At 46.5% G+C, this 12,812-nt stretch carries 9 protein-coding genes; 7 read left to right on the top strand and 2 right to left on the bottom strand.

The window, feature by feature from the left end; translation table 11 throughout:
- The first annotated feature begins 602 nt into the window (after positions 1–602).
- The gene (locus tag QUA25_RS22050; protein WP_333041274.1) at positions 603–2,213 is read left to right on the top strand and encodes a glycosyltransferase family 39 protein; all 1,611 of its coding nucleotides are present in this window, start codon (positions 603–605) and stop codon (positions 2,211–2,213) included.
- Between the two features lie 9 nt (positions 2,214–2,222).
- On the top strand, positions 2,223–3,167 hold the full coding sequence (locus QUA25_RS22045) for a hypothetical protein (RefSeq protein ID WP_333041273.1): 945 nt from the start codon (positions 2,223–2,225) through the stop codon (positions 3,165–3,167).
- A gap of 141 nt (positions 3,168–3,308) precedes the next feature.
- On the opposite strand, the gene QUA25_RS22040 is transcribed toward QUA25_RS22045, so the two are convergent.
- The gene (locus QUA25_RS22040) at positions 3,309–5,429 is read right to left on the bottom strand and encodes a hypothetical protein (protein ID WP_333041272.1); all 2,121 of its coding nucleotides are present in this window, start codon (positions 5,427–5,429) and stop codon (positions 3,309–3,311) included.
- Positions 5,430–5,556: 127 nt separating this feature from the next.
- Positions 5,557–7,122 (bottom strand): CHAT domain-containing protein, encoded by a 1,566-nt coding sequence (locus QUA25_RS22035; RefSeq protein WP_333041271.1) that lies wholly within the window; start codon positions 7,120–7,122, stop codon positions 5,557–5,559.
- A gap of 871 nt (positions 7,123–7,993) precedes the next feature.
- On the opposite strand from QUA25_RS22035, the gene QUA25_RS22030 reads away from it, so the two are divergent.
- From QUA25_RS22030 to QUA25_RS22010, 5 genes are all read left to right on the top strand, one after another.
- Entirely contained in the window at positions 7,994–9,946 is a 1,953-nt protein-coding gene (locus QUA25_RS22030; protein WP_333041292.1) for an FAD-dependent oxidoreductase, read from the top strand.
- A 306-nt stretch (positions 9,947–10,252) separates the two neighbouring features.
- On the top strand, positions 10,253–10,939 hold the full coding sequence (locus QUA25_RS22025) for a class I SAM-dependent methyltransferase (RefSeq protein WP_333041270.1): 687 nt from the start codon (positions 10,253–10,255) through the stop codon (positions 10,937–10,939).
- Positions 10,939–12,009 carry an aromatic ring-hydroxylating dioxygenase subunit alpha gene (locus QUA25_RS22020; protein WP_333041269.1) on the top strand — a complete coding sequence of 357 codons (1,071 nt, stop codon included), beginning with the start codon at positions 10,939–10,941 and terminating at the stop codon, positions 12,007–12,009. The genes QUA25_RS22025 and QUA25_RS22020 overlap by 1 nt, the downstream gene beginning before the upstream one ends.
- Positions 12,002–12,154, top strand: coding sequence for a hypothetical protein (locus QUA25_RS22015; RefSeq protein WP_333041268.1), 153 nt, complete (start codon positions 12,002–12,004; stop codon positions 12,152–12,154). Before QUA25_RS22020 ends, QUA25_RS22015 begins: the two co-directional genes overlap by 8 nt.
- A 14-nt stretch (positions 12,155–12,168) precedes the next feature.
- A complete protein-coding gene (locus QUA25_RS22010) occupies positions 12,169–12,771 on the top strand; it encodes a DUF262 domain-containing protein (protein ID WP_333041267.1) in 603 nt (200 codons plus the stop codon).
- Positions 12,772–12,812: the final 41 nt, after the last annotated feature.

Below are 12,812 nucleotides of genomic sequence, written 5' to 3'. Positions count from 1 at the left end.
TGAGTGGGGAACTGAGACCTAAAGGCTGGTAGATTTACCCGCTCCAAACCAAAGTTCAGGCTTGACCAATTTTGGTTTTTTGATGCCCGCTGCCGTCGGGACTTGCCAGGGCGATCGCCCTTTTTGAGACGGGCCGTCGGCGGATTTAATTTCCCGTTATTTTAACACAATTTTTTTGCGGTCTGGCAGCCGCAGCCGACTGAATCTCTGTTAGCTGAAATTATAGTTTTGTGGCCTCCCTGTCTTGCGTTTGACAACCAGTTATTTTTTTGGCACAGCCTCGGGATCTCAAAGCACATTTTCTCTGTAATTTATGCCACTGCCAAAGTATCCATTGATTCTCCGGGCATCCTGGACGCATCAGCAGGGTTTGAGGAACGCAAATAGTTGCTTTTAGGCGATCGCTCGAAGTTAAAAAACCGAGTTTATGAGAGTAAGGACTGCATCCTAGACGGTTTTAATTTGCTAAGAACACAAGTAAATGTCGGCAGTTATGGGAGGGCGATCGAACAACCTATAGATTGGGCAATGCACTCGCTCTTTCTATGGTATGTTAAATTGATGCGTACCATCTATATTTTTTTACACCATCTCTGACTGGGATGAAAACAAAACTGCGGCTGTTAGTAGTGGTATTATTGCTATTAGGATTTTTCTTTCGCTTCGTCAACATCGACACCAAGTTTTATTGGTACGATGAAGCATTTACTTCCCTGCGGATTTCTGGATACACGCAAACAGAAGTTCTTCATGAAATAAGCAGCGGTCAGTTAGTAGCAGCCAAAGATTTGATGAAATATCAGCGCCTGAATGCGACAAAAAATTTTGGCGATACTGTTAAAAGTTTGGCCATAGAAGAACCTCAACTGCCACCACTGTATTTTCTGGCAGTCAAGTGTTGGGCAAAACTATTCGGTGATTCTCCTGCGGCGATAAGAAGTTTCTCAGTTTGGATGAGTTTGTTAGCGTTTCCTTCCCTGTACTGGCTGTGCCGAGAATTGTTTGCATCGCCGGAAGTTGCGTGGATAGGCGTGGGATTGCTAGCAGTTTCTCCCTTGCACGTGCTTTACGCTCAAGAAGCACGTCCCTATAGTTTGTGGCCGGCGCTGATTTTGCTTTCTTGTGCGTCTCTGCTACGAGCAATGCGGCTGCCAACAAAGCTGAGTTGGGGCATTTACGCAGTAGCAAATATTCTGGGATTTTATACTCATTTATTTAGCTTATTAGTTGCGTTCGGACACGGAATTTATCTAGTAGCAACTCAAGGTTTTACGTTGAAGAAAAAGCTAGTGAGTTACTCGATCGCAATTGCCGTGTCGTTGCTAGCATTTCTGCCTTGGATGGTAATTTTACTGATAAATAAAAGCGCCGCATCCGGGGCGACAAGTTGGGCAAATCTAGAAAGTCAGAGGCTATCTTTAGTTAAGAATTGGGCCGGAAATATCGGTCGCGTTTTTTTTGATTTGGGGCTAAGTTCTAGTGCTATATCGATATATCTTATTGCTTTAATGGCAGCTACTTTAATTTTAGTGGCAATCGTAGGGTATGCAGTTTATTTTCTGTGTTCGGAGACGAGCAAACAGGTTTGGCTGTTTGTGGTGACGATGATGGCGGTGACAGCACTGGCACTCGTGCTGCCGGATGTTATATTGGGAGGAATCCGCTCGACTAAAGCTCGCTACCTATTTCCGACTTATTTGGGGATGCAAATCGCTGTTGCTTACCTGTTAGCGACTAAAATTACCGCGCTGGGCTTGCCAAGCTGGAAACGGCAAATGTGGAAAGTTTTGACAGTTGTACTGTTAACGGGCGGCTTGCTGTCGAATGCCGTTAGTTCTCAAGCCGAGACTTGGTGGACTAAGGAATGGGGCCGGGAAAATCCCGAAATTGCTCGCAGGATCGATCGTTCTCCAAAGCCGCTGCTTGTCAGTGATATCTCGGAAGTCAGCCTGGGAAATATACTGTCCATGAGTCATTTGTTAGAACCGAAAATGCGGCTGCAATTGGTGTTGCTTGACCCGGAAGCGCGGCGTCGAGCTCAGTTGTTTGACAGACCAACTATACCCAATATTCCTAGTGGTTTTAGCGATGTTTTTGTCTACGGGCGATCGCAGAAGTTTAGTGCTAAGCTGGCGAAAATGCAAAACTTGAAAATCGAGCTGCTTTCAGAACAAAAAAACGAAAAGCTGTGGGTAGGCAAGTTAGTAAAATAGTGAGGGTTTATGGAAGACTTTGGTATTATTATTGCCTGCTGCGACCAAGATTATCTGTTTGCTAAGGGTTGCTGTGCTAGCATTCGATATTTCCTGGGAGATGTGCCGATTTGTCTGTTGATAGACGGTACGTTTTCTGTGAGTGCTTTGGAAAAGTCCTATGGGGTGCGGGTGATCGATCGCACAACCGTGTCTGAAGAGGTTCTCAGGAAAAGAAGTTTTGGTTGGGGAAAAACTAAAATGATTGCTTTCTGGGAAAGTCCTTGGTCAAATTTTATGGTTTTGGATGCCGATACGATCGTCTGGGGCGATGTTCTCAAATTGGCTAATTTTCAAGAATTTGATTTTATTGTAGACCAACCTTGTCAGGAAAATTCCGATGCAGATGTTTCAAAATTTTTCTTTGACATTCCGGGCGTTGAAAAGCATTTCCCCAGTTTTAGCTGGTCGAAATATCGAGCAAATTATTTCTGCACTGGTACTTTTTTTGCAAAACGCGGCGTTTTTAGCTTGGAAGAATACGTAGAAATTTTAGATTTTACGGCGGCAAATCCGGGGATATTTAAGTACGGAGAAATGGGGTTTTTAAACTTTATGATTTTCCGGGCAGCGCAAGAAAATCGGCTGCGGGTGCAGAGTGTGGATATGCAGTTGTTGGTGCCGGATTTTGACCAGGATTGGGTGAAGAAGCGTTTTCCGATGGAGTCAAGCGGGCCTGGGGGCGATCACACTCAGGCGACGGTGATTCACTGGTGCGGGCCGAAGCCGACTTTATCTAGTGGGAAAGTTTACTCGGAACCGATGAATTTTTGTCGCCGCAAGTGTGAGGAGGATGTTTGGAACCGCACGGGTTTGGCTGCCGAGATGTCGCTGCAAGTTGAGGATTTACAGCGATCGATCTACGTGTATAAGAATAAGTTTAAGAAGAAGTTTCGGCAGTTGACTGGTAAGTAGATTAGGACTGGGGCGCGCGAGAAAGCAGAAATATTCCTCGATTTCTCGCCGCTACATCCAGAGTTTTCTAAGAGTCTTTTGTCAAGAGGCTTTTTTTACCGCAGATGTCAGCGGATTAACGCGGATGCACGCGGATTTTGGCTACCCATCCAGAGGTAAAGTTGGTCCGGCTGGGGGTAAAACTTGGCGGTGAACACTTACTTTATGACTTTCCCGCTGAGTTTGCATTTCGACGGCGATCGCCTCAAATTCGACTTCCATGCAGCCGTAGGGAATCTCTAACTCGATACTTGCTCGCACGCTTCCCAACCCGTTAGGTTTAAATTCGGTAATCCAGCGCGGCCCGTCGAGAATCAGATAGGTTTGTCGATCGTAAACCCAAACTTTTACATAAATCCGGGGCATTAATTCCGGGAGTTGCACTTGCACTTTTACAGGTCCGCCGGCGAGGATTTCGGCACGCGGCAATTCCAAAATAGGCATCGGTACTAACTCGTCTTCTGGCAAAACGTAGGGAGTTGGGGGAGTTACTTCGGCTGCGACAGTTGCGGTTTTTTGAGCAACTTGTTTCGGCTGCGGGGGCTCGTCAAAAACGACAAATTCTCTGGCTTCTGGGCTAGTCGATTTGGGATCGGAAATTGTTTCGCTCGTTTCGGGTTGCTGCTGGGTTGGGCTGCTTTCTTCCACAAGGGCAATTTCGTCGCTGCTATTGGCGGCGGCTGTTGGAGTTGGTGACAGGGTGGTTGCTTTGAGCCAGTCGGGGGATTCGCCGTTGCTGGCTAGGGAACTCAGTCGCGACCAAAATCGACTTTCGACTTTTAAGGTTTGAAATGCGTGTTTTGTGGGTGTTGGCTGAGTTTCTGGGGCTGTTGTTTCTAATTCGGGGCTGTTTTCGGGTTTTTGCTCTATCGCTCCGATTTCGGCTGTTTGATTGGGATTGGGGATGTCTGAGGCTTTGGTTTGTGGGTCGATCGACTCTGGGGCAGTTCGAGGCGAATTGGAGATTTCCGAGAGCAATTGCACTCGGCTGCTGTCGGGCAGTTTGTTACCGAATGCGGGCAATTCTAGACCGCCGGCACTTGGGGTGTGACGTGAAGCCAGTAGAGGGGGTAGGGCTTCCTTGGTTGGGGATTCGGCGGGGGAGGGAGGGTCTAAAGATTTTTGTACTAGCTTGAGGAAGGATTGATTTTTGGGGTTCCCAGGCTGTTTTGAGGCTGTTGGGGAGGGTTCGGCTTGATGCTTTTCTTCGATGAAATTGTCTTTAATTTCCTCTAGAAGGTGCTCTAAACGGGCTGTAATTGTGAATAGTTTGGTGGCTAGGGTGACGCTGCCGCTGCTGAGAATTGCTTCTCCTAAAATTAGGCGGCTTTTGCATTCGGTTGGGATGTAGGTGACGCAGGCAAAGATGCAGGGGGGAACTTGTTCTGGCATCGGCTGCTGGATTTCTGCGAGAATTTTTGAGGTTTGGGGGTCGCGCAGGTAAATTTGCAGTTGTGCGGAACCGATGAGTTGTTTGAGTTCTCTCGCTTCGGATTCGGGGAGGAGAGTTGCTGTTTTTCTGGTTTTTTGGGGGGGTTGGGGAATGTCTATTTTGCCGGAAATGATTAATGGGCGACCGAGTTGGGTGACGAAGGTTTCTCGATCTAGGACGAGTTCGAGTTTGACGTGCGGTTTAGGTTGGGGGGTTTGGGGAATTGGGAATTGGTAGATTTTGGTCTGCTGCGGTGCTGAAGCGGCTGCTGGGATTTGGGTTGGTGCGGGGCGATCGACCGGTGCTGCGATTTGTGGCGCTGCGCGATCGACCGGTGCTGCGATTTGTGGCGCTGCGCGATCGACTGGTGCTGCGATTTGTGGCGCTGCCGTGGAAGCAGCAGGTTCGATTTGGTCGAGCGGCGGTAGGGGTTCGGAGGTTTCCGATTCTGCGGGCAATACTTCCAACTGAACGCCGTACTGCCAAGGTTTTAGTGGTGTTGATTTGGGATCTGGCAAGCAGGAGAGTTCCCACAGTCCGGGTTTGAGCCTGGTGTAGGGAATGATCACGACTAATCCTTCGGGGTTGGTGCGGGCCGATCGGCTTTGGACTTTTCGCTGCGCCCCTTGGTCGAAGGAGGTATGGGTAACGCGAATTTCGATGTCGGTGTTGGGGTGCTGAATGCGAGCAACCACACGGTATTTACCTTCTAGAATTTCCACGTCGGAGGTTTCTAGGGGCAACCAGGCGCGATCGCCCTCTTTCTGTAGCAAAAATTCTAATTTTTTCATTGTTGTTTCCCCTTGAAGGCTCCCGCTTGATTCGTCACAGGTTGGTGGTGGTTTGTTGAGCGACAGCTACAGATATTAAATTACTTATGTTTTATAGCCTATCACCAGTTTCGGTCAAGAGGCCCACTTACCAAGGACTGCCGATAATGCTGAAAGCTGCCCAATAATACGGATGGGATAAATCTTTGCTGTCGAGTTTGGGGATGGACGGGGGCAAGGGAATGTCGCCTCGCGCACTTCGCAGTTGACCGCCTTCGATCGTCACTTTGCCTTCTATTGCGGCGATCTGTGCTTGCCGCATTGCTTCAGCTTTAATGATTGGAGGGTCGTTTGGCCTGCGGATTCTTAACCGCTGGTAAAACTCTGTCATCAGGGCGAGAGTCCCCGCATCGCTGACGTACCACAAGCTGGCGAGGGCTGATTTTGCTCCTGATTGCAGTGCTAAACCTGCAAATCCGAGTTCTGCTTCTTTGTCTCCCAAGGCGGTTCTACAGGCGCTTAATACTAATAGTTCGAGGGGCGGATTGTTCCATTTTAAATCTCTCATTTGATCGAGGCCCAGTTGGGTGTCCCAAAATTGAATGTAGGAGTTATTTGGGGTTCCGGGGCGGAATTCGGCGTGGGTTGCCAGGTGGATAATTCCGTATTTTTGTTGCAGTCGCTGGGATTGCAAGTTTACTATGGTGAAGTCTTGGTTGAGAAAGGATTGACCGGGCCACTGTCGGGCGATCGCGCCTAGCTCTAATGGAACTGCTGGCAGCGGTTCTTTGTTCGCCGTTTCTGCGAAATCTGATGCTCCCATTGCTAGAACTTGCACGTTTCTGAGGTCGGTGTAATTGCTGTCTGTGAGTTTGAAGGCGGGGATGCGGGCGAGGCTGTATTTTTGGATCAGAAATTGCTTTCCGTCGTGCATTGCTGCTAGGGGTACGGTTCGCAAACCTTCGCCGACGCAGAACAGCAAGGTTTCAATTTTTGCTGTTTGCAAATCTGTTTCTAGGGGTGCAATTATCCATTTGTAGAGTTGTTGGGCTGGTTCTAGATAGGTGGTGGTGTTGATTTTTACGGGGTTGGTGATTTCGCTGCCGAATTCTTTGACTACTGAGAGCAGTTTCTCTTGTTTGGCTTCGGGGACGCTGCGGAGAATGGGGAGGCGATCGGGCAATATTAAGATTAATTCTAGTTGGTCGGTGCGGGGGATAGCGTAAATTAAAGCAGGTTTTTTCTTTGTTTGAACTGCTAGGCGGGAGAGAGTTTTTGATATTGCTTCGGCGGTTTTAGCACGGGTCTCAAAGTCTTGTTCAAAGTATTTTTGATAGTCGTCTTCCCAGTTTTCTTCGATTCTGGTTACGGCTTCGGTGAGGTTGCCCTGATCGAGTAAATTTCTCATTTCTTGCCCGTTAAGCCCGCCCTGGCCTGTGTTTTGGGCAATTGTAGCGAGGTTCGCGGTACTCCAGCAGAAAAATATTGCTATCAAACAGTAAAAAATAGCTTTTTTAATTTTTTTCTGAGTCGTGTGTTTTTGGCGTTGCTGCTGGGATTGATAGTGCATGATTTTGGGGCGGTTAAGGGCGCCGTTGGCGGCAGCAGTTGGCAAAAGTTGGGAGGTGGGTGGGAATTTTGACTGTGCTGGCGATCGCGGCACGATTATAGCATTCAATACCAACCGCAAATCTCTGCCGTAGGGTGTGTACACCAGTACCAACAGAGTCCCCGCACCAAGAAATTCACCATTTATGTAAATTTTTGTAAATTATCCAGAAGTTTTGCATAAACAGGACTTACGCAAAAACCCGGTTTCTTCAAGTAAGTCCTGTTTTTTACATAGCAGCCAGGTACATTTAATCGGTATTACCTCTACGGGCGTGTTTGACTTTTGGTCGCACATCGGCAGTTCTCAGGTTGAATCGGGTTTTGTCTTGGTACTAAGTGAGGAATACCCTGCATCGATCGCGGATATATTGAGTTACCTCAGTAAATATATTCTCTCCATTTACTTATTTTAAAATAGTTAGGTTTCTTCGCGCCAACTTAGTTAAACTTCTACTCATCAATGGTTGGGCATCGGATATCTTTCGGGTTACTTCGTACAAGTCGCCGAAGCTGATTTTGACGTGATATGTTGCTTGCCAATCTCCTAATCTTTTAGGATAATTGCCGCTGGCTAAGAGTTGAGAAAGATAAATTAATGCGGGTTGTTCGATTTTTCTGCGTGCCAGGGGAAGAAGCGCGCGATCATTCTGGGGTTAAAAGCTCTAAAATTGATGGCACTTTTGCCCAGCCAATAAGTGTGACAGATATCACACACACTCCTAAGTTATAAATAAAAACACTTAATTATTTAGAAAATTTTACGCTATGCGGTCGATCGCTTTTTTATTCTTTTCTCCTAAATAACTAAAGCCTTCTTGCTTCCACTATACATTGTGTGCGATCGAACTTGCCACGGTGCGATCGCGATCCGATTGGGGGATGTGTCTTAGTATTTCTTCACATATCCTGATTTCGGTTTATGATATATGCCTTATGGCGTATTTGTGTTTAAAGCCCGTTACCGCGTACCGCTGATGAGTCAATCAACCAATTCACCGCTATCCCAACCAGTTTCTCGAAGAACCGCCCTCAAATTCCTCGGAGTCGGTGCCGCAGGCGGGCTGCTGGGCTACTCTCGATTTTCCAAGCCAGAGCCCACCGTTTTTGTGCAAGATTCTCTTGACTTGCCGCGAATGCTGAATAACCGCAAAACCGTTGCAGTTGTAGGGGCAGGCTTAGCCGGGCTCGCCTGTGCTTACGAACTCTCCCAGCGGGGTTTCGCCGTAACATTGCTCGACAAATCGCCCCAACTAGGCGGCAAAATTGCTAGTTGGCCGATACAAGTCGGGAACGAAACTTTTATGATGGAACACGGTTTCCACGGTTTTTTTCCGCAATACTACAACCTCAAAAGTGTGGTAGAAGAACTAGAAATTACCGATAATTTTGTATCTTTAGAATCCTACGCCGTTGTGTTTCGAGACGGAAAATACAAGCCCGAAGTTTTCCGTCCCAACCATTCAGCTTTTCCCTGGAATATAGTTGACTTGGGGATATCTTCTCCCAATCGGCTCAAGTGGGGAATCAATCTAACAAAACCCGCTCACTGGCAAGTGTTTCGAGAAATCGGCGGTTTTCAAACTCAAAAAAGTTTCGATCGCCTCGACAATATATCAGTTGCCGACTGGGTAAAAGGTGAATTTCCGCGCGGACTTTATGACTTGTATTTTCTGCCTTTTGCCAAGTCCAGCCTCAATGCTCCCGACGAATTGAGCGCGGGAGAATTAATGCAATTTTTCCATTTTTACTTTTTCGGAAATCCAGAGGGTTTGGCATTCAACGGTACGCGGCAAGATATGGGCACGAGTTTGGTGCAGCCTATTGCCAGAGCAATTGAAAGCAAAGGCGGCAAAATATTGACAGATGTCGCAGTTAGTGAAATTCGCTGGGAAAACGGCAAGATTGATTCTCTGAGTTACCAGTCTGGAGACGTGCAAAGTAAAATACCTTTTTGGGTGAAGCGAAACGCGCTGTTAACTGACAGCAACTCTACCGAATATTTCGGCGCTGGGGACAGCGTATTTGCCGCCGCACCGTCGGGAAAAGAGGCAATTTCTCTGAGCTGCACTCACCAAGGCTGCACAGTTCAGAAACAAAACGACGGTCAATTTCACTGTCCTTGTCACGGGGCAGTTTTTGATGCCGAAGGGCGAGTTGTGAGCGGCCCTGCTCAACGGGATTTGCCTCGATTTAAGGTAGTAGATGAAAAAGCAGATGAGGTACAGTTAGCAGCAGCGGTTAACCAATCGCAGCCGCAAAATTTGGCTGAAACATTGAAGGCTGATTACTATGTTTTGGCGGCAGATGTTCCGGGGATGCAGCATTTGTTTAGTTTAGCCAGCGGTGAGGTGAATCCGCAAGTCCTGAGTCGGATAGAGAGCTTGAAAATAGCCGATCCGTTTGCGGTGGGCCGTTTTTGGTTCGATCGCGAATTTCCCTGGGAACACAGCAATTTCAGTTCGCTTTCCGGCTACCAACTGACTGACAGCATTACGCTTTACCACCGAATTCAGGATCAGTTCATCGAGTGGAATCAGAAAACTGGCGGTAGTGTAGTGGAACTGCACGCTTATTGTTACAAGGAGAAAGAATTTCCGAACCAGGAAGTTTTACTGGCTACTTTTGAGCAAGAATTGTACGAAATTGTACCGGAATTAAAAGAGGCAAATATGCTGCACCGGGAATTGGTAAATCAAAAGAATTTTTCTGGATATCCGCCCGGTAGTTATGCCGAAAGACCAGAAACTTGCTGCGCTGTTCCCAATCTGTTGTTTGCGGGAGATTGGGTGAAAATGCCGTTTCCGTGCGGTTTAATGGAAAGGGCGGTTAGCAGCGGTTTGTTGGCAGCTAATGCTATTTTATATCAGGAGGGTTTGCAGAGGCGATCGCTCTTGACGGTGAATCCCGAAGGCGTGTTAAAAATCTAAAGTTTCCAGCGGGGCGGGCTTTATAAATCGTCAATTATCGGCTGGTATCCTCGGTGAAACCCGCCCCCTGTCATACCATTTTAGATTTTAGATTTTAGATTTTAGATTTGAAGAAATGGAAATCACTGATTCAATAAGGGTTTAGAGGTTTCCTAAAGTTGCGTTCTTTTTTTAAGATGAGTTACGGTTTGCGGGGGTGGTTTCGCTGAGGGGAAAAGGCAGAGCTTGCAAACCAAAAAAATATCTGCGTTGAGGGGGGTGGATATGCGGTTAAAATATTATTGAATGAGTATAAAGCAATAATAGATGCTAAATAATAAGCGCAAAATTCGCAATAAATCTGTAACCTTTGATGCTTTTGCAACAGAATACGATTTCGCTGCCACCTTGCAAAACCAGAACGATTTTTTTATTAACAACCTATCGGTCAGCAAAGGTGCAGCATTAGATATTGGCTGCGGTTCGGGAATTCTTGCTTTTGAATTAGCCCAGTATTACGATAATGTTGTCGCCGTCGATTTGTCCGCAAAAATGCTGGCAATCGCCAGTCAAAAACGCTCAGCTTCCAATATCGAATACATCCAAATGGATGCCAGTCAATTAGCGCTGGAGCGGAAATTTGATTTAATAGTTAGTGCTGCTACTTTTCACCACCTACCCAACCTCCCCGCCGCCCTCAATGCAATAAAAAAAATGTTAAATCCGCACGGAAAAATAGTTTTTTTAGATAATATTTCCGAAGTGGAAACACCTGCTACATTAGGCTACATATTAGGTGCAGCGAGAGATTTTAGGCCCGACTGTTCCATCTACGGATTTCGCAGTGCTTTAAGATTATTAAAATTTAGACTGTCGCCTGGGTGGTTGAAGCATTTAGCTAGCGATAGGTATTTGTCAGAACGGAAATTTAGAAAAATTTACAGTCGTTGCTTTCCGGGCTGTTATTTTGTAAAATTGGGTTGTTTTATGGGCGTAATTTGGGAACATTTGTAATGCAAAACAACGCGATAAAATCGGTATCTGCAAGGGGAGAAAAAACTCATATCCGCCAGTTGGGCATTAATCTCGAGCGCTGGTATGCGATCGCCCGCACCACCGAGGTGCAAACTCAGCCCGTCGCTGCGAAAATCTGGAATCGGGCGATCGTACTTTTCCGCGACAGTGCAGGTAAAATCAACGCTTTAGAAGATAGATGTCCGCACCGACAAGTTAAACTCAGCCACGGCCAAGTTAAAGGCGATTTAATCGAATGTGCTTACCACGGATGGCGGTTAAATGCAAGGGGAGAATGCGCCGAAGTCGATTATTTAGCAGAAAATCAAAAGCTACCTAACTGCCAAATTCGCTCCTACCCAGTCCAGGAAAAAAACGGTTTTATCTGGCTGTTTCCCGGCGACGAAACCCAAGCCGAAAAAATAGATTTATTGGATTTGCCAGAGTGGGAACATCTCAATTATATTGCCACAGTTTCAGTCATCGACTGTCAGGCACACTATTCATTTTTAATTGAAAACTTGATGGATATGTACCACGGACACTTGCACGATGATTGGCAAGCTTGGGCAAATCCGGTATTAGATACTTTAGAAGAAAACGAGCATCAAGTAACTGCTAGCTATCAGGCACAAAGTTATTACAAAATAGATAAAATTTGGTCAATTTCTCAGTTGTTTTTTAAATCTCTGCGCCGACTGCACCCGGAACCGCTAGAGGTGAGTTATGTTTACCCGCACTGGGTTTCAACTTTGGGGAGCGACTTTAAAATTTACTGCTTGGTTTGTCCCGTTAGCGAGACAGCAACTCGGGCTTATTTAATTCATTTTACCTCATTAAATGCGTTTTGGCGGCTGCACAAATTGCCTGTGTGGTTTCGCAGGTTTATTAAAGATAGTTGTTTCGGCGCGGCTCAAAAGTTATTAGATGGTTTGGTGCGGCAGGATGTGTTAATGATTGAGGAAGAACAGCAGGCTTTTTTGCAGAATTCAGAAAGAAAAAATTATGAATTAAATCGGGCTTTAGCAAGCGTGCAAAAGTTGATGAGAAGTCAGGCAGAAAATGGGTAATTCAGTCACAGATTTAAGCCTACAGCGGGACGAAAGAAACCAGCCTGCACAGCCTAATTTGAGAGTTCGCCTTCCCAAGCTTGAGCATGGTATTCTAGCAACAGGGAAAATTGACTTTCGGGAAGCAATTACCAACCACACCTAACACAGGAACCAAGCATGAACCGTGTCAGCATCAAGGGTGAGGAACACCCCATTAGGAAAATCTTTAGCGATGACTTTATGTTCACCATTCCCCTCTACCAGCGTCCTTATGCTTGGACAAATGAGCAAGCGGGAGAACTGCTGGAAGACCTCCTAACATCATTGGGAGATGGTAACGACACGATTGATCAACTCAACCCGTACTTTCTAGGCAGCATTGTTTTGATCAAATCTGGGCCGCCAGATGCTGAAGTTGTAGATGGTCAGCAACGTCTAACAACTCTCACCATACTACTAGCTGCTCTCCGAGCATCATTGCCAACACAACACGCCAATGACTTGACCACTTATCTATACCAAAGAGGCAGCTTAATCGCGGGTATAGATAATCGCTACCGTCTGACTTTGCGCGAGCGAGATGCAGAATTTTTCAAGGAATATATTCAAAATGAAGGTGGTATTAACAAGCTCCAAAAATTGAACAATGCTGAGCTGATGGATACTCAGAAGCTTATTAAAGAAAATGCACATTTATTCTTGCAACGTTTGCAGACGATCGCGGAATCCCACCGTATACGTCTTCAGGGTAAGCGCACCTCAAACGAAGTTGCCATCTAGGTTGTAGGACTGCTACTTTGAGAGAGTTCAGGGAGTGCTGC

Origin of the sequence: Microcoleus sp. Pol17C6 (genome assembly GCF_036701145.1) — a bacterium.
Lineage (GTDB): Bacteria > Cyanobacteriota > Cyanobacteriia > Cyanobacteriales > Microcoleaceae > Microcoleus.
This window is presented reverse-complemented; position numbering and strand designations above follow the sequence as displayed.